This window comes from Arthrobacter sp. JB02-1C, assembly GCF_057748045.1.
The window spans coordinates 1,288,445-1,314,806 of the sequence record NZ_CM173235.1 but is presented as its reverse complement, the minus strand read 5'-3'; the positions used below and the strand labels follow the sequence as shown (position 1 = coordinate 1,314,806).

The window sequence follows — 26,362 nt, the reverse complement described above, 5'->3', positions numbered from 1 at the left end:
GGACGGCCTCCAGCCGGCCCTGAAGACATCCGACCATCCCGAGGAGCGAATGTGCCTAACCACACGTACAGCATTTCTGAAATTGTCGGCACCTCAACCGACGGCGTGGACGCCGCCGTCCGCAACGGCGTCTCCGAAGCCGCCAAGACGCTGCGGAACCTCGACTGGTTCGAAGTCAAGGAGATCCGCGGTCACCTCGAGAACGGCCAGGTAGTCGACTGGCAGGTGACGATAAAGCTCGGGTTCCGGCTGGAGCGCTGACGCCGGAGGAGCCCCGGGCGCCTGGGCCGCCGGCCCTGCCCCAGGCTCCTGTCCCGCTCGCGCTTCGTTTACCCTGCCCACGCCCCTTGGCCCCGCACGGGGAGCGCTAATTACTGCCCGTACGGCGGCAAATTCTTCGTGAACTGTCGCATTTTTCTCGACTTTCGCGCGTCTCAAGTGGCATTTTGATAGTAAGCATGATTAGTATCTAGGCAGAAGGATGAAGCGCACCCGGCAACCCGGGTGTCTCCTCAATGAAAGAGAAGGGCCAACACCATGGGTTTTTTCGCATTTCTGATTCTGGGTCTTATTGCTGGTGCAATTGCTAAGGCAATCCTGCCGGGACGTCAGGGCGGTGGCATTTTCATCACCCTGCTGCTCGGCGTCGTGGGCGCCCTCCTGGGCGGCTGGATTGGCGGCTTGCTCTTCGGCACCGGACTGCAGGAGTTCTTCTCGCTGACGACGTGGCTGCTGGCCATCGTCGGCGCGATCATTGTCCTCCTGATTTACGGCATGATCACCAAGCGTTCGGCCCGCTAAAGCCGAACCTGTCTAAGGCCGGTTCCGGGGGTTTCCCGGGACCGGCTTTTGGCATCGGACCACATTTTTCCGCTCCGACATCCAAAGCAGCAAGAGAAGGAGAACAGCATGAAAGGCAAATTTCTTTTCGGCACCGGTCTCGCGGCAGGCTTCGTCCTCGGATCCCGTTCAGGGCGGGCAGCGTACGAAAAACTAAAGACCAGGGCGGCCGGCTTTTGGGACAGCCAGCCTGTCCAGGACAAGGTGGCCGCCGCTACGGAAGTGGTTAAAGACAAGGCTCCGGAGGTTTCCAGCCAGCTGACCGAGGCCGCGCGCCGGGCGGGAACTGTGATCGGTTCCGCGGTCCACCGGAACCATGCAACTGCCGGATCCGCGACGGACACCCCGGCATCCCCGGAGGCCGGCGGTTCTCCGGCTGCGGGTGCGGTGCCCGCACACAGCACCCACCCCGAGACGGCAAATCTGGGCACGTCCGGCGGCCCGAAAGCGCCCCAGGACTCCACCACCGACGCCGACGGGGGCGTGATTGCCGACCTGGCATCCGATCCTGCCCTGAATGATGAGGTCGGGCAGGACTGGTCAGACGAGGGTGGCGCTACCCCGGCCGGTCCCGCCACCAAGGTCGACCCGGACAAGCACTGACCGGAGCGGGCACCGCCGGCTCAGCAAGGGAGCCCGCCGGCGGGCGGGCTCCGGCCAACGGCCACCGTGGCCCCGCGCTTGCGGGAGCGGAACACGCGGCCGGGAAGACCGCTCTCGGCGAGGATCCGTAGTGTCTCCCCGGCCTGCCGGGGGCTCGTTTCCATGAGGAGGTAGCCGCCCGGTGCCAGCCATAGCGGCGCCGAGGCGGCTACCCGCCGCTGCAAGGCCAAGCCGTCGGGCCCGCCGTCCAGGGAAGCCAGCGGCTCGTGCAGACGCGCCTCCGGCGGCATCGTCGCAATCATTCCCGACGGCACATAGGGGGCGTTGACCGCCAGCAGATCCACCCGGCCCAGGAGCCGGCGCGGCAGCGCATCGTACAGGTCGCCCAGATGAACCTCTCCCCCCGCCTTTGCCACGTTGCGGCGCGCGCAGTCGGCCGCCGCGGCATCGACGTCGGCAGCGTGCAGCTCCAGCGGCCCGGCCAGTGCCGCAAGCGCGGCGCCAACCGCGCCGGAGCCGCAACAAAGGTCAACCACGACCGGCTGCGGTTGCGGCTCACGCGCCCTGAGGATCCGCACCGCCCTGCGGACCAGGTACTCGGTACGACGGCGCGGCACGAACACCCCGGGCACCACGGCGAGGCGCTGACCGCAAAATTCCGCCCAGCCGAGGACGTGCTCCAGCGGCAGTCCGGAGACGCGTTGACGGACCAAGACCTCGAGCTCCGCAGCATTGGAGGCGGCCGCGAGGAGGAGCGCCGCCTCGTCCTCGGCGAACACGCAGCCGGCGCGCCGCAGCCGGTCAATCAGCTGTGCCCGCGATGAGGCGCGAGGAGATGGCGCGGAAGGCTGCATGGTCGTTGCCCTTTCCGACGGACCCGCCGGCGTCGGGATGCTGGAAATCCCATGCTATCCAAGCGACGGGGCCGGCACCGGGTTTACCAGGCGCCGGGTTTGTGTCCCAGGGCGCCGGGCTGTGGCCGGGCCGCCGTGGGCTAACCGACCAGGCGGAGCCCCGGATGGTCTCGGCCCGTCGCCAGCCTCGCGGCCAGCTTCCGGGCAGCAGCAGCGCTCGGCCGGTCCTTCGGATCCATTGCCGTCATCGCCTTGAGCAGCGCAACCCAGCCCGCCCCCAGCCCGCCGGGAACCTCAGGGCTCCGCAGCGTGCGCGCCACAAGCGACTCCACCGGGGTGCCGGGGTACGCCTTTTCACCGGTCAGGCATTCGAGCAGCACCAGCCCCAGGGCGTAGACGTCCGTTGCCGCCTGGAGCGGCAATCCTGAAGCCTGCTCGGGGCTCATATAGTGCACCGTGCCGGAGGATTCACCCGGCTCCGGGGCAGTGCCGGCCGGAGTTGCGATGCCGAAGTCGGCCAGCCGCACGGAGCACCGCCGGAGTTCACTCAGCAAGATGTTCGCCGGTTTGATGTCGCGGTGCACCAAGCCCCGCTCGTGCACATGCGCGAGGCCGGAGAGGGCAGCGGCCGCCCAGCCCGCCACCTCGGGCGGAGCCGAGGCACCCTTGCGGATCCGCTCCGCGAGGCTTCCGCCGTAAGCAAATTCTTCAACCAGGAACGGCCTCCCGGCCCACAGGCCGCCGGCCGGGACCGTGCCGGCGGCGATGAAGCGGACCACCGCAGGGTGGTCCAGCCCGGCGAGTACCCGGGCCTCGGCGTGGATCCGGCTGGCATCCTTTTCGCGCGGGCCCTCGGCCACCTTGATGGCGACCGGGCGGTCATCGAGCAGGTCAGTACCGCGGAACACCGTGGCGGTGGCTCCCCTGCCCAGCAGCTCATGCACCTTGAACCTCGCACCGGGTCCGTCGGGCAAGGACAGGACCGTAGCAGTGAGGCCCGCCTGGCGGGGGGCCGAAGCGGTCAGCGTCGCCTGCTCCGCTGCGCCTGCCGCAGGCGGGACCGCACTGGAAGGGACTGCACTGGAAGGGACTGCGGCCAGGGTGCCGGCGCTCACGAAAGCGTGGCCAGCGCGTTGGAGGGTTGGACGTTGCCGTCGAGCTGGAATCCGCACGAGCAGCGCCAGACCGGGGGCAGGTCGGCCGCGTTCTGGCCCGCATCGAAGGAGTAGACGGCCATCGCCTCCAAGACCGGCGCGGTCCACTCCATCGGGATCCCGCAGTGACTGGGCGCCTGCGCTGTGGGGTCAAAGGGCCACCCCGACGCCGGGGCGTCCAGCTGTGCCGACAGCTCGTGCGCGGCCGGTGCGGTCGCACCGGCCTTCGGTGTTCCGGCGATCGTCAACAATTCAGCCACGACTCCTCCACGAGCAAGATTTCAGGTCAATTAGTAAGCATACATACGACTTAGTAAGCATACATATCACTAGGCCAACTAGCTAGTTGAAGTGCGCTGATCATGCCGCGGGTTTTCCGGAGGGGGCCGCAGGCGGACTCAGCCGTGCTGTTCCGGCTCGCCCAGGGCCTCGGTCATTCGCTGCAGGAACCGCAGGATCACCCGGCTTTCGTCCGGAGTCAGCCCCTCGGCCACCGAGAGCATCCGGCGGTGCATCTCCCCCAGCGTGGCACGCACCTCGGAGTCCGTGCCGGCGGTGGGCACAATCACCAACGATCGGCGGTCCGTCGGGTGCGGCTCGCGGCGGACGTGCCCACTGCCCACCAGTCGGTCGATCAGCGACGTGGTGGAAGCCGTGGTGATCCCCAGGGTGCGGCTGAGATCCTTGGGTCCCACCTGCTCCCCGGCCGACTGGGCACCCAGCAGATACCGCAGGGCGAGCAGGTCCGTCTCGCCCATGCCCATGGAGTCGCGGGTGGACCGCCGCAGGGCGACCTCGGCCGCGCGATAGTTCCGGAGCGCCTGGAGAATGGCGGCGGACGGATCGAGCCGGCCCTCCGGCCCGTACCAGTATCCTGAGGCAGCCGCCGGGTCCGAGTTCATCCGGCAATCCTAGCCCGGCTGATTACTAGGCCGTCGTGCTTTTTCTTGGCGTTCCCGGCGTCGGGCCCCCGGACGCAAGAAAACCCCGGCCTCCTGTTGCCAGGAAGCCGGGGTTTCTCCACTCTTCGCTAAAAGAGTGGGCCCTGTGGGGATCGAACCCACGACCCACGGATTAAAAGTCCGATGCTCTACCAACTGAGCTAAAGGCCCCAGCCGACACCGTCAACGGCAGAGAATTCCTCCGTCAGACGGGCACATCGGCCCAGTCCATTTCTGAACGTTAACACTGTACCCCAGACCCGGGCAGGCTTTTTCACCCGGCCCGACACGCCGGCGTCGACCGGCTCCCCGCAGCCGTCCCGGCGGCACTCCGGTGTCCTCCCGGCAGCCGGGACCATCCCCTGTTGCCTCATGTCAATACCTCCGGGAAGGTGCAGTCGTTGCCTCAGATGAAAACCTCCGGTTGTCGCGGTGGTTCCATCGTTCGTTCACGGCGGGTTTGATCGGGGCCGGTTGTTTGGCGGTAGCGAGGGTTTCGAGCCGGCCGGTGAGGGCCAGGATCTGCCGGGAGAGGGCGGCGGGGCGGATCTTCTTGTACTGGGCGTTCATCCGGATCACGGGCATCCGTGACAGGGCCGGGTGGGCGGCTGCGCGCCGGTGCGGGGTGGCTGCCCGGTCATGGGTTTTGCTGACTTTGGCTCCGTGGCGGACCTTGGCGATGAGTTTTTGCTGGGGCAGCAGGTAGTTGGTGAAGATCCGGTCCAGCTCCCAGATCTGGTTGAGCAGATCCAGTTCCGCGGCGGTGTCATAGCGGAGGTAGCCGACCAGCTCACGGACCCGGGACCAGTTCTTCTGCTCCACGTGCGCGCCGTCGTTCTTGTTGCCCGGACGGGACCGGGTGAAGGTGATGCGCTGCTGCAGGCAGAACTCGAAGAGCTCGTTGTTGATGAACTCGCTGCCGTTGTCCGAATCGATCCCGGCCACGGGAAACGGGAAGACCGCCAGGACATGCTGCAGGGCTGCGAAGACGTGCTTCTGCGCCTTGTTCGGCACGGACCGGTTCACGGTCCAGCCGGTCGCGATATCCGTGACCGTGAGGGTGAAGCAGAACTGGCCGGAACTGTTCGCTCCGTCGTGGCCGACCAGATCGATTTCCACGAAACCCGGCACCGCGCCGTCCCACTGGGCCCAGGTCCGGACCGGGATCTGGGACTTCAGCAGCGATCCGGGCTTGGTATGGGACCGGCCGTGGGGCAGCAGTTTCGCCCGCTGGCCCGCCAGCCGCCGGTCGATGGTCGCCGCGCTCATCCGGGACAGCAGCGCCGCCTGCGCGTCGGTGATGTCCAGGGCCTTCTCAGCCCGCAGCATCGGGACGAGATCGGGCAGCATCGGTGCCAGCAGCTTGCCCGCCGGCCCCCGCAACACAGCCCAGCACACCACGAGCCCGGCCTGCAGGTCCGCCCCGTACACCGGGGCGCGCCCGGGCCTGACCGGCCGTGGCCGCGGCGGATCGAGCGCATGCCGCAAGACCGCCCGCGCATGGTCCCGATGCCAGCCGGTCAACTCGACCAGTTCATCCAGGATCCGCCCCTTCCTGGCACGGTCACCGGCCCGGTAAGACTCAGCCAAATGCTTCGTCACCGCCTTGCGCTCACCCATCGTCAATCCCATCCCTCAAGGATCTCCGCCCCAGCCCGCCCCTGCCGGAGGTTTTCTCCTGAGGCAACGTATCCGGCTACGCGGAGGTTATTTGTGAGTCAACGCGCATCCTCGATTCCCGGAATACACAGGAGTAGCGTGGTGGCATGAACGAGCAAGCAGGAGTCAGCAGCCCGGGACCGCACCGACACCACAAGCCGAAGCCCTTCGCGCCGCTCGACTTCGAACCGTTCGCCGGCGGCGCCGATCCGGCGCGGGTCTCGGAAGCCGCACACCTCGCTGCGCAGGCGCTGGTACGCCGCGGCCGTGACAGCGACGACCCCAAGATCACCCGGCGGCTGGTCAAGCTCGCGGATGAACAGGGCCTCGATGCCATCGCCGAAATGTGGGCGGAGAGCCCGGCGCGTTCCCTCCCCGGCGCCCTCTGGCGGCTCTACGCCCTCCGCGCCGTGGCGATCCGGGATCCCGAACGGATCTCGGTCTACTTCCGGGCCGGCAAGGACACCGCGCAGGTTTCCCACGTGGTGGCCGGCGCCGCCGAACCGCCCGGAGCAGAGGAAATGAAGACGATGGCTGATGCCATCCTCTCCGGGGCATTCGACGGCGATTTCGACGTCGCTCTCGAGCGCTCGGCGGCGTTCTGCCGGGTGGTGGCGCTGGGCCAGGCGACGCTCGCGGACAGCGCCGAGCACAGCAACGCCAACCACGCCAGCAAACTAACCCGCAATTCACATCTCCTGGTGAAGACCGCGGAGGACCTTGAGCACGCCGCCAATGCGTGGCGGCTGGGTGAGCTGGACTGAGCCGCGGCGGCCGGAAAGCGGGCATAATTACCGCGGCCCTCCGGTGCTGTCAAGACGCACGACGGTGCGCGAGTGTCAATGTTGACTTGGTCCGCCCGGCGTAGAAAACTAAAAGCGGTGCCGAACCGCGAAACCCCCGGGCTTCAACAATTAGCCGCCTAGAGCGGCCTACCGCCGAGAGGCGTATCCGGTTCGGCACCATCTTCATGCCGCCGTCTGGCATCCGCCTCTGGTGTCCCGGCCTCCGGAAACCCGGCCTCCGGCCCGTGACGGTAAAGTAATCCACATGCGCGGGTCATTGTCACAGTCCAGGGCCGGCAGATTTGACCCGTGTACGCCTCGTCCGGAGACCGGTAACCCCACGTGAAGCTGCGCCTTTTTCCCCAGGAACCCACTGGCCTGAACCTGCTGTCCCAGATGGCCCATCAGATCACCCTGGGAACGGGGACGTTCGCCGAGATCCTGGGCGCGCCCGCCGCCGAACACGTGCGCCTCGTCGAAGACATGCACAACCATGAGGCGAAGTCCGGCGAACTGCACTTCGCACTGTTGACCCACATGCGGACCAGCTTCCTGAACCCGCTGCCGCGCGAGGACATGTACGCCCTGTCGCGCTACCTCAACGAGGCCATGGAGAAACTGGACGCGGCGGCCGATCTGGTCTTCCTCTACAAGCTGGAACGCCTGCCCAAGCGCGCCGCCGAACAGCTCGAAATCATCAGCCGGCAGGCCGAACTGACCTTTGATGCGATGCGCCAGTTGAACAACCTCGACGACCTGGAGGACTACTGGATTGACGTCCTGCGTCTTACCAAGCGGGCGGAACGCACCCACCGGGTCTGGGTGGCGGACATGCTCAAGGACATGAAGTCAGCGCAGTACGCCCGGCACCGCGACGTCGCCGACCAACTGGTTGACGTGACCAAGGATATGCGGCGGGTGGCCACCCACGTGGGCAGCATCATCGTCAAGGAATCGTGAGGTGACCCTCGGTTTCTTCGCCCTGGTGGTCGTCTTCGCCGGGGCCTTTGCCTTTCTCAACGGCTTTCGGGACGCTTCATCGGCCGTGGCCCTCGCTGTCCGGACACGGGCCCTGACCCCGACGGTCGCCGTCCTGCTGGCCGGACTGTTCAACTTCATCGGCGCCGGACTCAGCGCGGGTCTGGCGCTGGCGGTGAGCCGGACCTGGGTGGTCCTGCCCGCCGGCAGCAACGGACTGACCATCCTGATCGCCGGCCTGCTGAGCGCGGTGCTCTGGGGTGTCTACACGTGGTGGCGCGGTATCCCCTCGTCCTCGACGCACGCGCTGGTGGGCGGCCTCGCAGGCGGCGCCCTTGCCAGCGTCGCGGTCGGCGGCAACGCGGTCGATGGGGTGGACCACTCCCTGCTGTTCCAGGTGGTACTGCCCCTGCTGCTCTCGCCCGCCATCGCCTTCGCGGGCGCGTACCTGCTGGTCTGGCCCGCCACCTGGGCCGCGCGCTACACGCCGCCGAACGTGGTCAACACCAGATCCAGGCTCTCCCAAGCCATCGCAGCCGGGGCCGTCGCCTTTGGCCACGGGCTGCAGGATGGCCAGCGCACGAGTGCCGTGCTGATCCTGGCGATGCTGGCCGCGGGCTTCCCGGCCGGCGACTCCACCCCCGTGTGGGTGGCCCTGCTGACCGCCTCCATGCTCACCGCCGGCACCCTGGCCGGCGGCTGGCGGATCGCGTACACCATCGGCTACCGGATGATCCGGATAGACCCGTTGCGCGGCTTCGTCGCCCAGCTGGTCAGCAGTGCCCTCCTGTTGTTGGGCGCGATCGGCCTGCACTGGCCAATCTCCACCACCCACACGGTGACGTCGGCCGTGCTGGGGGCGGGCACCAACCAGAGCCACCCGGGGGCCAACCGGCGGGTTGTGCTCAGGATCCTCGCGTTCTGGACGCTGACACCGCTCGTGACGGCCGCCGCGGCGTTCGTGCTGGAACTAGCCCTGTCCCCCCTCGCCGGGAACTGACCTCCGCCGGTTGTTCCTTACCCGAAGCGGCCGGAGACGTAGTCCTCGGTGGCTTTGACGGTCGGGTTGCTGAAGATGGTGTGGGTCTCGCCGTACTCGATCAGCTTGCCGGGTTTGCCGGTGCCGGCGATGTTGAAGAATGCGGTCTTGTCCGAGACCCGGGCCGCCTGCTGCATGTTGTGGGTCACGATCACCACGGTGTATTCGTCCTTGAGCTCGTTGATGAGGTCCTCAATGGCGAGCGTGGAAATCGGGTCCAGTGCGGAGCAGGGCTCATCCATCAGGATTACCTGGGGTTCCACGGCAATGGCGCGCGCAATGCAGAGGCGCTGCTGCTGGCCGCCGGACAGGCCCGAGCCGGGCTTGGCCAGGCGGTCCTTTACCTCGTTCCAGAGGTTTGCGCCGCGCAGCGACCGCTCCACCAGGGCATCGGCCTCGCCCTTGGAGATCTTCTGGTTGTTCAGCTTCACGCCGGCCAGCACGTTGTCCCGGATGGACATGGTGGGGAACGGGTTGGGCCGCTGGAACACCATGCCGATCTGCGAACGGACCGTCACCGGGTCGACGCCGGGACCGTACAGGTTGTCGCCGTCGAGCAGCACCTCGCCCTCCACGCGGGCGCCGGGAATGACCTCGTGCATCCGGTTCAGGGTGCGCAGGAAGGTCGACTTGCCGCAGCCCGACGGGCCGATGAAGGCGGTCACCGACTTGGGGTCGATGCTGATGTTGACGTCCTCGACGGCCAGGAATTTGCTGTAGTAGACGTTCAGGTCTTTGACGTCGATGCGCTTAGACATGCTGTTCCTTCAGTTTGTGGAGATGGGTCCGGATGCCGGCGGCCTAGCGGCCGGCCTTCGGGGCGAAGATGCGCGCCACGAGGCGGGCACCCAGGTTGAGCAGCATCACGAGGATGATGAGCACCAGCGCCGCTCCCCAGGCACGCTGGTCGGAGGGTTCCGGGTTTGACGGCGAGGTCGGGTTGAGGATCTGGGTGTAAATAAAGGTCGGCAGCGATGCCATCCAGCCGCCGAACACGTTGTTGTTGATGGAGGTCGCGAAGCCTGCGGTGACCAGGATCGGGGCGGTCTCGCCAATCACCCGGGCGATCGCGAGGGTCACCCCGGACGCGATGCCGGAGACCGCCGTCGGGATGACGACCTTGAGGATGGTCCGCCACTTCCGCACGCCGAGGGCGTAGGCGGCTTCGCGGAGTTCGTTGGGAACGATCTTGAGCATTTCCTCGCTGGAGCGGACCACCACCGGGATCATCAGGACGGACAGCGCGACGGCGGCGACGGCTCCGGTTTTGGTGCCGGGGCCGACGACGGCGAAGAAGAACGCGGCAGCGAACAGGCCGGCCACGATCGAGGGGATGCCGGTCATGACGTCGACGAAGAACGTGATGGCCCGGGCCAGTGCGCGGTCTTCGCCGTACTCGACCAGGTAGATCGCGGTCAGCAGGCCGACCGGGACGGAGATGATGGTGGCAAGCAGGGTGATCTGCACGGTGCCTACCAGCGCATGGTAGATGCCGCCCATCACGGGGGCGCCTTCTTCGACGCTCTTGTTGTCGAACGCGCCGGTCACCCCGTTCATCGAGGTGCCCAGGAAACCTGGGTCGAGCAGGCCGGGCAGGCCCTTGACCAGCACCGTCCAGATCACCGAGATCAGCGGCAGCAGGGCGATCAGGAAGGCGCCGACCACCAGGCAGGTCGCCAGCTTGTCCTTGGCTTTGCGGGAGCCTTCCACGGCTGCGCTCCAGCCGACCAGGCCGGCCGCGAACAGGACGGCGCTGAGGACGCCCCAGCCGAAGGCGTTGAAGCCGATCAGGGCCAGGACGGCGGCGCCGATGACCAGGGCAAGCGCCAGGACGATGTACGGGGCGGCCTTGGGCAGCTGGCCCTTGGTCAGGGCCGAGCGTTTGCGGACCGGGGTCAGGGTGGAGGTCATTTAGTTGGCTCCCGAGAATTCTTTGTGCCGGGTGATGATCCACCGGGCAATCATGTTCACGCCGAGCGTGATGATGAACAGCACCAGGCCGGCGGCGATCAGCGTGCTGACCTTCAGGCCGCCAGCCTCAGGGAAGTTCAGGGCAATTTCGGCTGCGATCGTCTGGTTGCCGGACTGGATCAGGCTTGCCGTGAGGGCGCCGGAGGACAGCACCAGGGCGACGGCCATGGTCTCGCCGAGGGCGCGGCCCAGGCCCAGCATCACGGCGCTGACGATGCCGGCACGGCCGAACGGCAGCACGGCCATCCGGATCATTTCCCAGCGGGTGGCGCCGAGGGCGAGGGCGGCTTCCTCGTGCAGCTTGGGGGTCTGCAGGAAGATTTCGCGTGAGAGCGAGGTGATGATCGGCAGCACCATCACGGCGAGCACGATTCCCGCGGTCAGGATGGTCTTGCCGGTGGCCGAGGCGGGCCCCTGGAAGATCGGCAGCCAGCCCATGTTGGCGGCCAGCCAGTTGTAGACCGGGGAGATTTCCTTGGCCAGGAACGCGGCACCCCAGGCGCCGTAAACCACCGAGGGGATGGCGGCGAGCAGGTCGATGACGTAGCCAAGGCCCGAGGCCAGTCCGCGCGGCGCGAAGTGTGAGATGAAGAGCGCGACGCCGATCGCGATCGGGGTGGCGATCACCAGGGCGATCACCGCCGCGATCAGGGTGCCGACGACGATCGGCCAGATGTAGGCGAAGAAGCCCTCGCCGCCCTGGATTTTGTCCGGCGATGCCACGAGGGCGGGGATCGACTGGATGACAAGGAAGAGCGCGACACCGAAGAGCACTGCAAGGATCAGGCACCCTGCGGCCAGGGTGGCTCCGGAGAAGACTTTATCTCCGGCGCGGCCTGCGCTCCGGGACTTCGTCAGGGAGGTGGTGGTCACTTCACGATCCTTTAGCTTCGATATGCACCGGCGGCCGGGCGGATCTCTCCGGGCTCTAGCGGCGAATCTTGGGTACTTCGGACAAACGCCTAGGTTCCCTGCCCCGGCGGGCGGTCAGTAACCGCCTTTTCGGAACAGGGAACCTCGGTCAGGCTGGTGTTTCCACTATGCCTTGTGCTGATGCGGATCCCTAGGACTTGGCCTTGATGGATTCGATCGACTTCAGAGCCTTGTCCTGCAGGGTCTTGGACAGCGGCGCGGACTTGGCGGCCTCGGCGGCGGCCTTCTGGCCGGCGTCGGAAACTACGTAGCTTTCAAAGGCCTTGACGAGGTCGGCGGTCTCCTTGCTGTCGTAGGTGGTGCAGACGACGTGGAAGGAAACGAGCACGATCGGGTAGGCGCCCTCGATGGTGGTCTTGCGGTCCAGCTTGATGGAGAGGTCGTTGGCGTTGCGGCCCTCGACCGGCTTGCCGGCGTCGACGGCCTTGGCGGCGGCGTCGGCGGAGATCTTGGTGAAGGCGCCGCCGACCTTGATCTGGGCGATGCCCAGCTTGCCGCTTACGGCGGAGTCATCGGCGTAGGTCACGGCGCCGGGGGTGTCGGTGACGGTCTTGACGACGCCGGAGGTGCCCTTGGCGTTCTCGCCCTTCAGGGATGCGGGCCAGATGCCGGAGGACTTGTCGGTCCAGACCTCGGGCGCAGCCGCGGCAAGGTAGTCGGTGAAGTTGGTGGTGGTGCCGGAGTCATCCGAGCGGTTCACCGGGGTGACCTTGAGGTCGGGGAGCTTGACGTCGGGGTTCAGTGCGGCGATTGCCGGGTCGTTCCAGGTGGCGATCTGGCCGCGGAAGATCTTGGCGACGGTGGCGGCGTCGAGCTTGAGTTCCTTGGTATCGGGCAGGTTGAAGGCCACCGCGATCGGGGAGATGTAGACCGGGATGTTAAGCGCGCCGTCGGGGCCGCACTTGGCCTGCGCGGCCGTCATCTCTTCGTCTTTCAGGTAGGCGTCGGAGCCGGCGAACTGGGCGGATCCGTCGATGATCGCCTTGCGGCCGGCGCCGGAGCCGTCCGGGGAGTACTGCACGTTGGCGCCCTGGTTGGCGGAAGCAAAGTTGGTCTTCCACACGTCCATGGCCGCGCCCTGCGCGGAGGAGCCGATGCCGGTCAGCGTGCCGGTGACCTTGGTCGTGGAGGACGGTGCTGCCGACTGCGCGGTGTTGGTGGCGTTGTCGGAACCGCAGGCGGTCAGCGCGAGAGCGCCGGCTGCGATAACAGCGATGGCCGAGTTGCGGCCGAAGCGTGATGCCTTCACTAGATGTACCCCTTCCAGGGTTATTCAGATGCGTGCCGGACCGGAGACGTCCGAACAGAAAGACGATGGATACGGTTTGTACCTTCATCGAAGTTAGGCGTGCCAAGTGACGGGAATTGTGGTCCAAGGTGAACGCAAGGTTAACGATATCCGGCCATCGCCCGACAACCCACGGGTTGCTGTTGCGTTAGCTGCGTCACAGTCGTAAGGGGCGGGCCGCTCAGTTCAGCGGCCCGTGGTCTACAAATAGACTGGTCAGCATGGCCTCCGCTACTGGATTCACCGCAAGCGCACGATTCCTGCGCGGCCGGGCCCGGACCGGATTCATCCGCAGCCGGAAATCGCTGCTGCCGGCCGTGCAGATGACGGCCTGTGCGGTGGGGGCCTACGCCTTCGCCGAGTCCGTCCTCGGCCACACCGGGCCGCTGTTCGCCGCCACCTCCTCGCTGATCGCGCTGGGCTTCTCCCGGGATCCGCGGCTGCGGCGGGTGGTGGAGGTGGGCCTCGGCTGCACGCTCGGCATTGTGGTGGGCGACTTGCTGCTGCACTGGCTGGGCGCCGGGATCTGGCAGGCCGCCGTCGTGCTTCTGTTCTCGATCCTGCTGGCCCGCTTCCTGGACAGCGGAACCATTTTCACCACGCAGCTGGGGCTGCAGTCGCTTCTGGTCGTCCTGTTGCCGGCGCCCGCCGGCGGCCCGTTCACCCGGAGCATCGATGCGGTGGTGGGCGGCGTCTTCGCCCTGGCGGTAACCTTCCTGATTCCCAAGGACCCGCGCCGCGAACCCCGCAACGACGTCAAGAAGCTGCTCCACGAGCTGGCGGAAGTGCTGCGGGAGTGCGCCTCGGCCCTGACCCACAGCGATTCGACCCAGGCCTGGCATGCGTTGATCCGCGGCCGCAACTGCCAGCCGATGGTGGACGCGATGCGCCAGACGCTCCGCTCATCCGGGGAGGTGGCCACCCTGGCCCCGGCGTACCGGCGGTACCGCGACGAGCTGGACCAGCTGGCAGAGTCGGTGGACTACATCGACCTCGCGCTGCGCAACGGCCGCGTGTTCGCACGCCGGCTGACCAGCGCGATCAACCACGCCGCGCTCTCGGACGAGGCCACCGAGAACCTTGCGGAGGTTCTGCAGGAGACGGCGGCTGCCGTCGACGAGCTGGGCCTGGGCCTGGCCGAGGTGCACGACGGCGTGCGGCGTGCGCACCTGCGCACCGCCAAGGTGGAACTGAGCGAGACAGCGGGCCGGCTGCACCCGCGCCTGCTGGACGTGCAGCGGCTTGAGGGCGAAACCGTGGTCATGCTGTTCCGTCCGCTCATGGTGGACCTGCTGGAGGCCACCGGCATGGACCATGACGAAGCCCGCGCCATGTTGCCCTCGCTGTAAGGGCTGGCGCCGCCCGCCGGGCCACAGGCCTCCCGCCGGGCCCGGCGCCGCTACAGGCAGGAGTAGTCGTAGTCGAAGCCTCCGGAGACATACTGGGTCAGCGTGACCCGGCCGCCGGCGGTCAGCGGGGTGTCGCCGCACATCCGCTTCGCCGCGGCGAGGGACCGCGCTGCCGCGAGCCAGCTCGGCAGCCGGTAGAGGTTGCTGGAGGACGGGACCGTTCCCGCGATCTGGTCCCACTGGGTCCGGGTGGAATAGAGGCCGGTCCGGGCACCGATGCTGGTGAAGTAGGCCGCCATCCCCTCCAGGTCGGCACGGTTCGCCAGGGTGTCTGCGGACCAGCTGTTGCCGGTCTCCACATCGAGCCACCACAGGTAGGACGCCGGGTTGTTGATCCCCCGCAGGGTGGCGTCGTCGGAGGCCTTCGCGTACCCGTACATGTAGGAGCAGGCTGGGCCGTAGGATCCGGCGGTGCAGTCCCCGTACGGATTCGCCACCGCGGTTCCGCCGTAGGTGTTGCTGGTGGGCCACCAGGACCCGGCAGCACCGGGGTTGCCGGTGTTGACGTAAAGCGCGACCAGCGGCTGGCCGGTTCCGCCGGTGGATGTCCCGGCCCAGGTCAGCTGGGTAGCCAGGCACGGGTTCGTGGTGTTGGCCAGTCCGTTGTTCACGCCGACGACGCCGAACGACTGGCCTTTCGGCAGCGGCTTGCCGCATTGCGGCCAGGAGACGTCGTTGCCGGGAGCAGGGGTTGGGGCCGCCTGGGCCGGCACCGCTGCAAACGTCAGGAGCGCCGCTGCCGCCACGGTGAACAGGGTTCGGATCCGCCGGCGGCGGGCAGGGTGGGCTTGTACGGACATCGTCGGCCTTCCGGTCGGGTAGCAAAGGCAGGAACCCAGCATGATCGGAACCTGCCGGCGGGTCAAGGGCATCGGGCAGCATCCGCCCTTCGGGAACGCCCGGGGCCGGGCGGGAAAGTCGCGGCCCGCCGATAGGGTGGAGCAATGGCTACAAAGACTTCCCGGGCCGCCAAGGCACCGGGCTATAAGTGCGCGGAATGCGGCTGGACCACGGCCAAGTGGGTGGGCCGGTGCGGGGAATGCCAGGCCTGGGGCACGGTCGAGGAAACCGGCGGCGCCGTGGCGCGGACGACGGCGGCGGCCACGGTGCTGGAGCCGGCCCGCCGGATCGCCGACGTGGACGCCACCACCGCCGCGTTCCTGCCGACCGGCGTGGACGAGCTGGACCGCGTGCTCGGCGGCGGGCTGGTCCCCGGCGCAGTGATCCTGCTTGCCGGCGAACCCGGGGTGGGCAAGTCGACCCTGCTGCTTGACGTTGCCGCCAAGTTCGCCCGCACCGCCCAGGATGTCCTCTATGTCACGGGCGAGGAGTCGGCGGCCCAGGTTAAGCTGCGCGCGGACCGGATCGACGCCGTCGCCGAGTCCCTGTACCTGTCGGCCGAGACGGACCTCGGGCAGGCGCTGGGCCAGGTGGAGAAACTGGAACCACGGCTGCTGGTGGTGGACTCGGTCCAGACCCTGAGCAGCGCCGACGTCGAAGGCAGCGCCGGCGGTGTCTCCCAGGTCCGCGAAGTTGCGGCCTCCCTGATCGCCGCGGCCAAGCGCCGGAACATGACGACCCTGCTGGTGGGGCACGTGACCAAGGACGGGTCCATCGCCGGTCCCCGGCTGCTCGAACACCTGGTGGACGTGGTGTGCCAGTTCGAGGGCGAACGCCATTCCCGGCTGCGGCTGCTGCGCGCGGTCAAGAACCGGTACGGACCCACCGACGACGTGGGCTGCTTCGACCTGAACGAAGACGGCATCGTGGGCCTGGCCGATCCCAGCGGCCTCTTCGTTTCGCGTACCAAGGAACCGGTCTCCGGCACCTGCATCACGGTGACGCTGGAGGGCCGCCGGCCGCTGCTGGCCGAGGTGCAGTCCCTGCTGGCCGAAAGCGCCAACGCGCAGCCGCGCCGGGCGACCAGCGGCCTGGACGGTTCCCGGGTCGCGATGCTGCTGGCCGTGCTGCAGCAGCGTGCCGGCTGCCAGCTGCAGAAGGACGATTCCTATGTGGCGACGGTCGGCGGCGTGAAGCTCAGCGAGCCCGCCACGGACCTGGCCGTGGCGTTGGCCGTGGCCTCCGCGAAGGCCCGGAAACCGCTGCCGCAGCGCCTGATCGCGTTCGGCGAGGTGGGCCTGGCCGGCGAAGTGCGCCCGGTACCCGGCATCAACCAGCGGATCCATGAGGCCCACCGGCTGGGGTTCACCCACGCGGTAGTCCCCGCGAGCCCGAACGGCCCGGGTCCGGTTCCGGCCGGCTTCTCGGTCCGGGAGGTCAGCCACCTCACGGAAGCTTTGAGCCTGCTCGTCAGCTGACGGCTGCCCGGCCGGACCGGTCCCGAGGGCCGGGCGGCCGGGCGGCCCGCGTCCTCCGGTGCTGCAGCCGGACGTTCCAGCCCAGTTGCCCCGGCTTCCTCACCGGTGCCGGCACCAGGCTTCCGGGTCTTGCCCGGCCGGACCGGTCCCGCCGCCAAGGTAACTGGGCTGGAGCGTACGACGCTCCGAGCGGAACGGGGCGCCCGCCGCATTGGCAGGCGCCCCGTTCCTCGCTCGGCTCCGGCCTCAGGCCGACTTGGCGCTTAGGCCTTCTTCGGCGGCAGGGCCAGCCGGAAGATCTTGGCCCAGGTGGAGCCGACCTGCTTCCAGATCGGGCCGGTGTTGTAGGGCAGGCCGTACCGCCGGCAGACGTCCTGCACCTTGACGGCCACTTCGGCGTACCGGTTGGAGGGCAGGTCCGGGAAGAGGTGGTGCTCGATCTGGTGTGAGAGGTTGCCGGACATCAGGTGCATGAACTTCGACCCTGAGATGTTGGCCGAGCCGATCATCTGGCGCACGTACCAGTCACCGCGGGTCTCGCCGTCCACCATTTCCTCGGTGAAGGTGTCCGCCCCGTTCGGGAAATGGCCGCAGAAGATCACCGCGTGGGCCCAGACGTTGCGGACCGCGTTGGCCGTCAGCGTGCCGTAGAGCGCCTGCTTGCCGGAGCCGGTGAGCATGGCGACGGCGGGGGTGGCGGCGTAGTCCTTGGTGAACTGTTTGAGGGCCTTGCGGCCAAGCGCCTTCAGGTCCCTGACCAGGGCTTCCTTGGACTTCTTGCCTTCCTTGAACTCGTTGAGCTCAAGGTCATAGATCGCGATGCCCCACTCGAAGGTCGGCGCGAGCAGTGCGTTGTAGAGCGGGTTGCCCAGGTTGACGGGCTTCCATTCCTGCGCCGGGTCCATCCGCAGCAGGTTATACCCGATGTCGTTGTCCTTGCCGATGACGTTCGTCCAGCGGTGGTGCAGGTCGTTGTGGGTGTGCTGCCAGGAGCGTGCCGGCGTAACGAAGTCCCAGTCCCAGGTGGTGGAGTGGATGTCCGGGTCGCGCATCCAGTCCCACTGGCCGTGCAGGATGTTGTGGCCCAGCTCCATGTTTTCGAGGATCTTGGCGAAGCTAAGCATCGCCGTGCCGGCGACCCAGGCGGCTTTGTGCTTGCTCACTAGAAGGGTGGCGCGCCCGGTGAGCTCCAGGCCGCGCTGGACCTTGATCACCCTGCGGATGTACGCCGCATCGGTGGCGCCGCGCTTGGCCAGGACCTCGTCCTTGATGGCGTCAAGCTCGCGGCCCAACTCGGCGACCTGCTCGTCGGACAGGTGTGCTGCCGCGGGGGGCCGGACCAACGGGCTGCCCGTTTCGGCCAGCGCGCGGGTGCGCTTCTTCGCGGCCGGGGCAGCGGTGGTCTGGCTCTCGGCTTCCGCGAGGTCGGGCTTGTCTGCAAGGGTGGTCATCTGGTGGGTTCTCCTCAGAGGTCGAGGTTAACGGGCCCGGCGGCTGCCGTGACACACGTCTGGATTAGTTGGCCGGGCTCGCCAAGGACTTCGCCCGTGCGCAGGTCGCGGACCTGCCCGGCCCGGAGCGGGATGAGGCAGCTGTGGCAGATGCCCATCCGGCACCCGCTGGGCATCAGGACGCCGGCGTCTTCACCGACGTCGAGCAGGGACGTATCGCCGTCGGCGTCGACTTCACGGTCCGAGGCCTCGAAGGTGACCAGACCGCCGTCGTGCCCTTCACCGCCGGCCAGGCTTGTGCTGAACCGTTCGATAGTCAGGGTCCCGGCCGGAGTACCCGGACCCGCCGCTTCCTCGGCTTCCCAAAGCGCTTCGGCGTCGTCCAGGAAAGCCGTGGGACCGCAGGCGTAGGCGGCGCGGGTGCGCCAGTCCGGGCACAGCCGGTCCAGCGCGTCGGCGCTGCCGAAGTCCAGCCGCCCCCGCTCCCCGCTAACCCAGTGGGTGACGGTGAAGTTAGGGAACTGGTCGGCAAGTTCGGCCAGTTCCTCGCGGAAGATCGCGTCCGCGGCGGAGCGCACTGTGTGGATCAGCACGACGTCGGCGTCCGGGCGGTGCGGGACGAGCGTGCGGATCATCGACATCACCGGCGTAATGCCGCTGCCCGCGGTGAGCATGAGCAACGGGCGGGGGCGCTCCGGCAGGACGAAGTCGCCCTGCGGGGGAGCCAGGAAGAGCACGTCACCGGGCTTGGTGGTGCGGACCAGGGTTCCGGAAACGGCGCCCATGTCGGTGACGGTGATGGCGGGATCGTCACCGGCGGGTGCGCTGAGCGAGTAGGACCGCCAATGACGGACGCCGTCGAGTTCGACGCCGATGCGGGCCCACTGGCCGGCGCGGTGTGCCTGCCAGCCTCGGCCGGGACGGAAAAAAATGGTGGCGGAGTCGGCCGTTTCCGGGACCACCCGGGTGACCACGCCGCGCAACTGGCGGGCGGAGAACACGGGGTTGAACAGCGACAGAATGTCTTCTGGAGCCAGCGGGGTGGTCAATAGAGATGCGGCGCGCGCCAGCTTACGGAGCCGGATCATGATTCCATCCTATGTCAGCATGGGTCATAATTCTTCACCCAAGGCATACGATCGATCCTAGAAAACTATCTCCGCACAACAGTTTTGGATTGCCGCCATGGATACTTCACCCGCTGCCACCCCCGGCTCCCCCGCTTATGATCCGCCCTGGCTGGCGTTGCCCAAGGAGGTCAGCGACATGCTGCGGCCGACCATGCCCGGCATTGTCGAGGCCATCATCGGCGCCGTCCCCCAGTTGGTTCCTGCCTACGCGCGGCCGATCGAAGGCCGTTTCGGGCGGGGGCTCCGGCGCGGCGTGGCGACGGCCCTGGACCGGTTCCTGCAGCTTCCCGGCACCTCGCTGCCGGCGCTTTCGGCGGAGAGCCGCGAACTCGTGGCAGGACTCGGCAGCGGCGAGTTCCGTCAGGGCCGGAGCATGGACGCGCTGCTGAGCGCCTACCGGATGGGCGCCCGCGTCACCTTCCGGGAAATGTCCAAGGTCTCGGTCGAACACCATCTGGGCCAGAACGTGGTGGTGGACCTGGGCGAATCGATTCTGGCGTACATCGACGAGCTGTCCGCGGTCAGCGCCGAGGCTTACGCCTTTGAGCAGTCCGAACGTGCCGGGGCCGTGGACCGGCGGCGCACCGAACTGCTGGATCTGCTGCTCCTGGGCCAAGCTGACGAGGCGGCGCTGCGTCAAAGTGCCGCCATGGCCGATTGGTCCCTGCCGCAGCGGATGTCCGTTGTCACGCTGCCGGTGGACCGGGCTGCCGGGCTCCGCCTGGGGCTGGGGCCCGGCACCCTGGTGATCGAACGCGAGACCGACGCCGTGGCGCTGGTCCCGGCGCGCAAATCCAAGGCAGCGCGCAGGGAGCTCGAAAAAGCGCTCCGGGGCCGCGGCGCTTCCGTGGGGCCGGCCGGGAGCTGGGAAAAGGTCCCCGAGTCGCTGCGGCTGGCCGTCCTCGCCGCCTCCGTCCTGCCGGTCCGGGACAACCCGGAAGACCCGCCCATCTGGGCGGACGAACACCTCGCGGCCGTAATCCTCGGCGCCGAACCCTCGGCCATCGCCGAGCTCGCGAACCGCCGCCTGGCACCGCTGGAGGCACTCCGCCCGGCCCAGCGCGAGCGGCTCGCCGAAACCCTGCTCTCCTGGTTGCGCCACTGGGGCCAGCGCGCACCGGTGGCCGCCGAACTGGGCATCCATCCGCAGACCGTGGGCTACCGGGCGGCGCAGCTGCGCGAACTGTTCGGCGATGCCCTCGAGGACCCGACGGCGCGGTTCGAGCTGGAGCTGGCGCTGCGCGCCGGCAGGCGCTAGCCCGGGCGCGGCTTCACCCCGGCTGAACAGCCCAGAGCCGACCTTGGATTTTTAGTCGCCGCCGGCGTCGCGTCCGCGGCGGACGATCAGCGGGTCCGCCTCGTAGACCACCGAGGTGTCCTTGTCCGCGTAGTCGAACTGGTTGAGGAAGAAGCGCATGGCGTTAATCCGCCCCCGCTTCTTGTCATTGGACCTGATGGTGATCCACGGAGACTGGTCCGTGTCGGTGCGCAGGAACGTCGCTTCCTTGGCTTCTGTGTAGTCCTCCCACCGGTCCAGGGAGGCGAGGTCCATGGGGGAAAGCTTCCAGCGCCGCACCGGGTCGATCTGGCGGATCGCGAAGCGGGTGCGCTGCTCGCGGCGGGTGACCGAGAACCAAAGTTTGGTCAGGTGGATCCCGGAGTCCACCAGCATCTTCTCGAACATCGGCGCCTGGTCCATGAACGTGGAGTACTCCTCATCGGTGCAGAAACCCATGACCCGCTCGACGTTCGCCCGGTTGTACCAGGAGCGATCGAACATTACGATCTCCCCGGACGTGGGCAGGTGCTGGATGTAGCGCTGGAAATACCACTGGCCTTGTTCACGGTCCGACGGCTTGTTCAATGCCACGGCACGGGCCGTCCGGGGATTCAGGTGCTCGGTGAAGCGCTTGATCGTCCCGCCTTTGCCGGCGGCGTCCCGGCCCTCGAAAACGATCACGTGCCGAAGGTCATTGTCCTGGCCCCAATACTGGAACTTCAGCAGCTCAACCTGCAGCCGGTACTTCTCCAGCTCGTACTCCTCCCGGGACATCCGTTCCTCGTACGGGTAGTCCTCCCGCCACGTCTCCACCGCAGAACCGCCGGGATCGATGAGCTCGGGGTCTTCGCCCTGCCCGCCGCGCACGATGTACCCCATCTCCACCAGATGGTCGATCGCCTCCCGAAGGTTCTCCCGGACCCACCCATGGTCCTCCGGTGTCCACTGGCTGTCCGCTTGTGTCATGGACCAGTCTCCTCCTTGCTCCGCGAAGCCGTCAGTTTAACATCGCCGACCTTGCTTTGCCCGGGCAGGGATCCAACGAGGTCCGTCCTTAGCTGCCGCCGCTGGCGAAGGCCGGTTCGTAGCCGGCGCTAGCCGCCGACGGCTTCCCGGCTCTGCAGCCGCATTTCCAGGTCGTTCATGACGATCGCCGCGAGGTCCTCTAGCGTCCGGGTATCTTCCGGACTGAATTCGCGCGGTTCCCGGTCCAGGATGCAGAACGTGCCCAGGTTGTAGCCGTCCGGGGTGCGCAGCGGAACCCCGGCGTAGAACTGCAGGCCGAAATCGCCGGCGACGAGCGGGTTGGAAAGCGTGCGTGCGTCCCTGGCTGCGTCCTCGACGATCCAGGGACCGTCCTGCAGGATTGCCGAGGCGCACAGCCCCGGGTCCCTGCCGATCTGGGTGACATCGGTGCCGTGGTGTGCCTTGAACCAGATCCGGTCATGGTCCACCACGCTGACGATCGCCACCGGCACCGAAAAAACCCGGGCCGCGAGCGCCGCGATCCGGTCGAACGCGCCGTCCGCGGGGGTGTCCAGAATCCGGTAGCGTTCGACGGCACGCATCCGGCCGTCCTCGTCGTTGGCCGATGCCGCCGGTGCACTGGGCTGCCGGTGCCGCGCCGAGCTGTTGATCACTTCCTGGCGCAGGGCGAGGGAAACTTCCCGGGCCTCCGGCCTGGCGGCCGGGTCGCGGGCCAGCATGGAGGACAGCAAAGCCACCCACATGGGGGCCAGTTCCTCCGGAATCTGGGGGTCATGCAGCAGCCGCGCAACGGCGGACTGGATCGGCGCCCCCGGATAGGCCATCTTTCCGGTCAGGCCCTCAAGCAGCACGAGCCCGAGCGAGTAGATGTCGCTGGCGGAGCCGGCAGGTTCGCCGCCTGCCTGCTCGGGGCTCAGGTAGGCGGGCGTCCCGGAGGTGCCGCCGTCGTGGTCGGAACGGTCCTGCCCCAGGATGGCCGCCACGCCGAAATCGGTAAGTTTGGCCCGGGGCCGGCGGTCGTCATTGCTGTAATCCACCAGCAAAATGTTCGCGGGCTTAATGTCCCGGTGAACGATCCCGCGATGGTGGATATAGGACAGGCCGTCCGCCAGGTCATGGCCGATGTGGGCCATGTGCGCGGCGGAGAGCGGGCCCTGAATGGTCCGGCGGCGCAGGTCTTGTCCGCGCACCAGTTCCATCACGAGGTAGCTGAGCCGGGAATCAGGGTTGCTCAGGTCGGCGCCGGCGTCGAACAGCGTCACCAGGGCGTGGTGGCTCATCCCTGCGACGATCCGGACTTCCTGGCTTTGCCGGCGGGCGCGCTCAAGATCCTCCGCATCGTTGCGGAACAGTTTGACCGCCACCTCGCGCTGCAGCAACTCGTCGCTTGCGCGGTAAACGGTTGATTGGCTTCCCCTGCCAATGAGGGACGCGATCCGGTACCGTCCGCTGAGCAGAAGGCCGGGTTCCACAGATATCGTCAACGGGTTTTCGTGTTCCTCGGTACGGGTCCGCCGACAGAACAGGCGGAGCAATCCTCAAGCCGGCCTGCCCGGCCAGCGCCCGCGAAGTTAGCAAGGTTACTTATGGTACCGCGGAATGCGGATTCAGGAAGACGCCGCGGCCGGAAACTCCGGGCGCAGCGGGGCGCCGTGGCGGCTACTTGGCCGGGTTGTGGGTGCCGATCGGCACCAGGGTCAGGTCCGGGTGGTTCTTCTCGATCCGGCGCAGGGCCCAGACGTCGTTGAACAGGGCCAGGTATTCGCCGTCGGAGCGCAGCAGCACCTCGGCGCCGGTCACGTTGGCCAGCACCGGCATGGCGTCCGCCGTCGTGAGCCGTGCCAGCGAGTAGGGCAGCCGTTCGAGCCGCATCGGGGCGCTGAAGTCGTGGGCCATCCGGTCTTCGACCACCTCGAACTGCATCGGGCCGACGGCGGCCAGCACCGGGGCCTGGTCGCCGCGGATGTCGGAGCGCAAGACCTGGATGACGCCTTCGTGCTCGAGCTGCTCGATGCCGCGGCGGAACTGCTTGAACCGGCTGGGGTCTTTGGAGCGCGCCACCTGGAAGTGCTCGGGGGCGAACAGCGGGATGGCCGGGAACTCCACCGGCTGGTCCAGGAACAGGCTGTCTCCGACGCGCAGCGAGGACGCGTTCACCAGGCCCACGACGTCGCCGGGGAAGGCCTCGTCGATCACTTCGCGTTCACGGCCGAACACCTGCTGGGCATATTTCGTTGCGAAGGACTTCCCGGTCCGGCTCTGGGTCACCACCATGCCGCGCTCGAAGACTCCCGAGCAGACCCGGATGAAGGCCACGTGGTCGCGGTGGGCCTTGTTCATGCCGGCCTGGACTTTGAAGACGAAGCCGGAGAACGGCGCATCGACCGGCCGGGGGGCGCCGTCGACGTCGGGCCGCGGCGCCGCGGGCGGCGCGAAATCAACGAGCGCGTCGAGGATCTCCTTGACCCCGAAGTTCAGCGCGGCGGAGCTGAACAGGATCGGCGTCGCCTTGCCCGCATGGAAGGCCTCGACGTCGAACTCGAGGTTGGACTCGATCACGAGTCCGGCCTCGTCCACGGCGTTGGACCAGTCCGCCCCCTGGCTCTGGGCGGCCTCTTCGGGCGTGAAATATTCGGTCAGCGCGATGTTGGCGCCGGCGTTGTTGCGCTGGAACCGGGCGAAACGGTCGTTGCGCAGGTCCCAGACGCCGCGGAAATCGCCGGAAATGCCGACCGCCCAGGTCAGCGGCATCGGCAGCAGTCCGGTCCGTTCGGTGATCTCATCCATCAGGGCCAGGGCATCCAGGCCGGGCCGGTCCCACTTGTTGATCACGGTGATGATCGGCAGGTTCCGCTGCTTGCACACCTCGAAAAGCTTCATGGTCTGGGTTTCCAGGCCCTTCGCGGCGTCCACCAGCATTACGGCGCAGTCCACGGCGGCCAACACACGGTAGGTGTCCTCGGAAAAGTCGGCGTGGCCCGGGGTGTCCAGCAGGTTGATCACGGTGTCGCGGTAGGCGAACTGGAGCGCCGCGGAGCTGATCGAAATGCCGCGGTCCTTTTCCATCTGCATCCAGTCGGAAACGGTTTCCTTGCGGTTGGCCTTGCCGCTGGACGCGCCGGCGGTGCCGATCACCTTGGCATGCAGCGCAAGGGCCTCGGTGAGCGTGGACTTGCCGGCGTCTGGGTGGGAGATCACTGCGAAGGTCCGCCGCCGGGCTGCCTGCTGGTGAATCTCGTGGATTCTGGCGAGGCTGTGGACTTCTTGGGACACGGTGCTACTTTCGCTGCGGCTTGGGACGGGTCTCGGCGCGGAGAGCCCGCGGTACACCCGGACCAAGTTTATCGCAGCCGCCGGTCCGGCCGGGTTGCCGCCGTCGCGGGTGCTCAAAAGCGGGGGCCCGGCCGGCACGGGGGCGGCCGTTTTTCCGGCGCCGCGGCGAGCAGGAAATGGTGCACTTTGGGGCTTGTCCGTGCGGAAAGCGGCCGCCCGTGCCTCTATGATGGTGCATACGGGAAACCGGGCACTTTTGTTCTTGCCGGCGAACGATGAAACCGGCGTACTTGCGGGCACGGCCCGCACCTTTGAAGGGAAACCCCATGGCTCGGAGCCCCGAAGATGCACTCAAGGCGACGCTGGCCAGGGTGGCACCGGGGACGGCCCTGCGGGATGGCCTGGAACGCATCCTCCGCGGCCGGACCGGCGCGCTGATCGTGCTGGGCATCGACCGGACCATCGAATCCATCTGCTCAGGCGGCTTCGAAATCGGGATCGACTTTTCGCCGACCCGGCTGCGGGAACTGGCCAAGATGGACGGTGCGATCGTCTGCGACAAGGATGCGAGCAACATCCTGCGGGCCGGCGTCCAACTGGTGCCCGATTCCAGCATCGAAACCCAGGAGACCGGCACCCGGCACCGGACCGCCGAACGCGTCGCCATCCAGACCGGCGTCCCGGTCATTTCGGTGAGCCAGTCGATGCAGATCATCGCGCTCTACGTCAACGGCCTGCGCCACGTCCTCGAGGGTTCCGAGAAGGTCCTGGCCCGCGCCAACCAGGCCCTGGCCACGCTGGAGCGGTACAGGTCGAGGCTGGACCAGGTGACCAGCTCGCTGTCGGCCCTGGAAATCGAGGCGATGGTGACCGTCCGGGACGTGGCGGTGACCCTGCAGCGCCAGGAGATGGTGCGGCGCATCTCGGAGGAGATTTCCCAGTACGTGCTGGAGTTGGGCGAAGACGGGCGGCTGCTCTCGCTCCAGCTCGATGAACTGACCGTGGGCCGCGGACCGGGCAGCGACGTGATCATCCGTGACTACTCGGGACCGAGCGCGTCAGCCGGCGACATCGACAAGGCCGTCAAGGCCCTCGTGAGCCTGGGGCCGACCGAACTCATCGACCTGGGCAAGATCGCCGGCATCGTAGGCTTCGCCGGCGGCGAGGCGAACCTCGACGCCGTCGTGCAGCCACGCGGCTACCGGCTGCTTTCCGGCCTGAAGGCGGTTCCCAGGGCAGTCGCGGACCGCCTGGTGGACCACTTCGGCGGCCTGCAGTTCCTGATGGCCGCCACGATCGATGACCTGATGACCGTGGACGGCATCGGCGACCAGCGCGCCCGGACGGTCCGGGAGGGCCTGAGCCGGATGGCCGAGGCGAGTCTGCTGGACCGGTTCCTCTAAAAGCCGCGCCCAAACCTCGTCCGTTGCTCCGTAGACGCCCTTTTCGGCGCTCAAAAGGGCACCTACG

Annotated in this window: 25 protein-coding genes and 1 tRNA gene; 10 read left to right on the top strand and 16 right to left on the bottom strand. The window is 67.7% G+C overall.

The window, feature by feature from the left end; genetic code table 11:
* The first annotated feature begins 51 nt into the window (after positions 1-51).
* The 3 genes from AC3ANP_RS06200 to AC3ANP_RS06190 all read left to right on the top strand — a co-directional run bounded on the left by AC3ANP_RS06200 (position 52) and on the right by AC3ANP_RS06190 (position 1,443).
* On the top strand, positions 52-261 hold the full coding sequence (locus tag AC3ANP_RS06200; protein ID WP_488332457.1) for a dodecin: 210 nt from the start codon (positions 52-54) through the stop codon (positions 259-261).
* Positions 262-537: 276 nt separating this feature from the next.
* Positions 538-801, top strand: coding sequence for a GlsB/YeaQ/YmgE family stress response membrane protein (locus AC3ANP_RS06195; RefSeq protein ID WP_488332456.1), 264 nt, complete (start codon positions 538-540; stop codon positions 799-801).
* 108 nt (positions 802-909) lie between these two features.
* A complete protein-coding gene (locus tag AC3ANP_RS06190; protein WP_488332455.1) occupies positions 910-1,443 on the top strand; it encodes a hypothetical protein in 534 nt (177 codons plus the stop codon).
* A gap of 20 nt (positions 1,444-1,463) precedes the next feature.
* Here the strand turns inward: AC3ANP_RS06190 and AC3ANP_RS06185 are convergent, their stop codons facing one another.
* From AC3ANP_RS06185 to AC3ANP_RS06160, 6 genes are all read right to left on the bottom strand, one after another.
* Positions 1,464-2,297 (bottom strand): putative protein N(5)-glutamine methyltransferase, encoded by an 834-nt coding sequence (locus AC3ANP_RS06185; protein WP_488332454.1) that lies wholly within the window; start codon positions 2,295-2,297, stop codon positions 1,464-1,466.
* 140 nt (positions 2,298-2,437) lie between these two features.
* Positions 2,438-3,271 (bottom strand): serine/threonine-protein kinase, encoded by an 834-nt coding sequence (locus AC3ANP_RS06180; protein WP_488332453.1) that lies wholly within the window; start codon positions 3,269-3,271, stop codon positions 2,438-2,440.
* A 137-nt stretch (positions 3,272-3,408) separates the two neighbouring features.
* Positions 3,409-3,711, bottom strand: coding sequence for a hypothetical protein (locus AC3ANP_RS06175; protein WP_488332452.1), 303 nt, complete (start codon positions 3,709-3,711; stop codon positions 3,409-3,411).
* A 138-nt stretch (positions 3,712-3,849) separates the two neighbouring features.
* A complete protein-coding gene (locus tag AC3ANP_RS06170) occupies positions 3,850-4,353 on the bottom strand; it encodes a MarR family winged helix-turn-helix transcriptional regulator (RefSeq protein ID WP_488332451.1) in 504 nt (167 codons plus the stop codon).
* Between the two features lie 137 nt (positions 4,354-4,490).
* A tRNA-Lys gene (locus tag AC3ANP_RS06165) sits at positions 4,491-4,563 on the bottom strand.
* A 204-nt stretch (positions 4,564-4,767) separates the two neighbouring features.
* Entirely contained in the window at positions 4,768-6,024 is a 1,257-nt protein-coding gene (locus AC3ANP_RS06160) for an integrase catalytic domain-containing protein (RefSeq protein WP_488331162.1), read from the bottom strand.
* A 134-nt stretch (positions 6,025-6,158) separates the two neighbouring features.
* Here AC3ANP_RS06160 and AC3ANP_RS06155 point away from each other — a divergent pair, with 134 nt between their 5' ends.
* The 3 genes from AC3ANP_RS06155 (at position 6,159) to AC3ANP_RS06145 (ending at position 8,814) form a co-directional block, all read left to right on the top strand.
* Positions 6,159-6,815 carry a hypothetical protein gene (locus AC3ANP_RS06155; RefSeq protein ID WP_488332450.1) on the top strand — a complete coding sequence of 219 codons (657 nt, stop codon included), beginning with the start codon at positions 6,159-6,161 and terminating at the stop codon, positions 6,813-6,815.
* 363 nt (positions 6,816-7,178) lie between these two features.
* A complete protein-coding gene (locus tag AC3ANP_RS06150; protein ID WP_488332449.1) occupies positions 7,179-7,796 on the top strand; it encodes a DUF47 domain-containing protein in 618 nt (205 codons plus the stop codon).
* A 1-nt stretch (position 7,797) separates the two neighbouring features.
* Positions 7,798-8,814, top strand: a complete 1,017-nt coding sequence (locus tag AC3ANP_RS06145) for an inorganic phosphate transporter (protein ID WP_488332448.1) — start codon at positions 7,798-7,800, stop codon at positions 8,812-8,814.
* Between the two features lie 17 nt (positions 8,815-8,831).
* Here AC3ANP_RS06145 and pstB read toward each other — a convergent pair whose 3' ends face one another.
* From pstB to pstS, 4 genes are all read right to left on the bottom strand, one after another.
* A complete protein-coding gene (gene pstB, locus AC3ANP_RS06140; protein WP_488332447.1) occupies positions 8,832-9,611 on the bottom strand; it encodes a phosphate ABC transporter ATP-binding protein PstB in 780 nt (259 codons plus the stop codon).
* Positions 9,612-9,654: 43 nt separating this feature from the next.
* Positions 9,655-10,764 (bottom strand): phosphate ABC transporter permease PstA, encoded by a 1,110-nt coding sequence (gene pstA, locus AC3ANP_RS06135; protein ID WP_488332446.1) that lies wholly within the window; start codon positions 10,762-10,764, stop codon positions 9,655-9,657.
* Positions 10,765-11,697, bottom strand: a complete 933-nt coding sequence (gene pstC, locus AC3ANP_RS06130; RefSeq protein WP_488332445.1) for a phosphate ABC transporter permease subunit PstC — start codon at positions 11,695-11,697, stop codon at positions 10,765-10,767.
* A 190-nt stretch (positions 11,698-11,887) separates the two neighbouring features.
* Positions 11,888-13,006 (bottom strand): phosphate ABC transporter substrate-binding protein PstS, encoded by a 1,119-nt coding sequence (pstS, locus tag AC3ANP_RS06125; protein WP_488332444.1) that lies wholly within the window; start codon positions 13,004-13,006, stop codon positions 11,888-11,890.
* A 260-nt stretch (positions 13,007-13,266) separates the two neighbouring features.
* On the opposite strand from pstS, the gene AC3ANP_RS06120 reads away from it, so the two are divergent.
* Complete coding sequence (locus AC3ANP_RS06120; protein WP_488332443.1) at positions 13,267-14,394, top strand: FUSC family protein; 1,128 nt, start codon at positions 13,267-13,269, stop codon at positions 14,392-14,394.
* Positions 14,395-14,444: 50 nt separating this feature from the next.
* Here the strand turns inward: AC3ANP_RS06120 and AC3ANP_RS06115 are convergent, their stop codons facing one another.
* Positions 14,445-15,254, bottom strand: a complete 810-nt coding sequence (locus AC3ANP_RS06115) for a glycoside hydrolase family 25 domain-containing protein (protein ID WP_488332442.1) — start codon at positions 15,252-15,254, stop codon at positions 14,445-14,447.
* A 144-nt stretch (positions 15,255-15,398) separates the two neighbouring features.
* Between AC3ANP_RS06115 and radA the strand changes: the two genes are divergently transcribed.
* Positions 15,399-16,772: a DNA repair protein RadA gene (radA, locus tag AC3ANP_RS06110; protein ID WP_488332441.1), complete on the top strand. Its 1,374-nt coding sequence runs from the start codon at positions 15,399-15,401 to the stop codon at positions 16,770-16,772.
* Positions 16,773-17,035: 263 nt separating this feature from the next.
* Here the strand turns inward: radA and AC3ANP_RS06105 are convergent, their stop codons facing one another.
* Positions 17,036-18,223 (bottom strand): fatty acid desaturase family protein, encoded by a 1,188-nt coding sequence (locus AC3ANP_RS06105; RefSeq protein WP_488332440.1) that lies wholly within the window; start codon positions 18,221-18,223, stop codon positions 17,036-17,038.
* A gap of 14 nt (positions 18,224-18,237) precedes the next feature.
* On the bottom strand, positions 18,238-19,311 hold the full coding sequence (locus tag AC3ANP_RS06100; protein ID WP_488332439.1) for a ferredoxin reductase: 1,074 nt from the start codon (positions 19,309-19,311) through the stop codon (positions 18,238-18,240).
* A 97-nt stretch (positions 19,312-19,408) separates the two neighbouring features.
* Between AC3ANP_RS06100 and AC3ANP_RS06095 the strand changes: the two genes are divergently transcribed.
* Positions 19,409-20,611, top strand: a complete 1,203-nt coding sequence (locus tag AC3ANP_RS06095; RefSeq protein WP_488332438.1) for a PucR family transcriptional regulator — start codon at positions 19,409-19,411, stop codon at positions 20,609-20,611.
* Between the two features lie 51 nt (positions 20,612-20,662).
* Here AC3ANP_RS06095 and ppk2 read toward each other — a convergent pair whose 3' ends face one another.
* The 3 genes from ppk2 to AC3ANP_RS06080 form a co-directional block, all read right to left on the bottom strand.
* Positions 20,663-21,598, bottom strand: a complete 936-nt coding sequence (ppk2, locus tag AC3ANP_RS06090) for a polyphosphate kinase 2 (protein WP_488332437.1) — start codon at positions 21,596-21,598, stop codon at positions 20,663-20,665.
* A 128-nt stretch (positions 21,599-21,726) separates the two neighbouring features.
* Positions 21,727-23,091, bottom strand: a complete 1,365-nt coding sequence (locus AC3ANP_RS06085; RefSeq protein WP_488332436.1) for a protein kinase domain-containing protein — start codon at positions 23,089-23,091, stop codon at positions 21,727-21,729.
* 187 nt (positions 23,092-23,278) lie between these two features.
* Positions 23,279-24,892, bottom strand: coding sequence for a peptide chain release factor 3 (locus tag AC3ANP_RS06080; RefSeq protein ID WP_488332435.1), 1,614 nt, complete (start codon positions 24,890-24,892; stop codon positions 23,279-23,281).
* 326 nt (positions 24,893-25,218) lie between these two features.
* On the opposite strand from AC3ANP_RS06080, the gene disA reads away from it, so the two are divergent.
* Complete coding sequence (disA, locus tag AC3ANP_RS06075) at positions 25,219-26,295, top strand: DNA integrity scanning diadenylate cyclase DisA (protein ID WP_488332434.1); 1,077 nt, start codon at positions 25,219-25,221, stop codon at positions 26,293-26,295.
* Positions 26,296-26,362 lie beyond the last annotated feature (67 nt).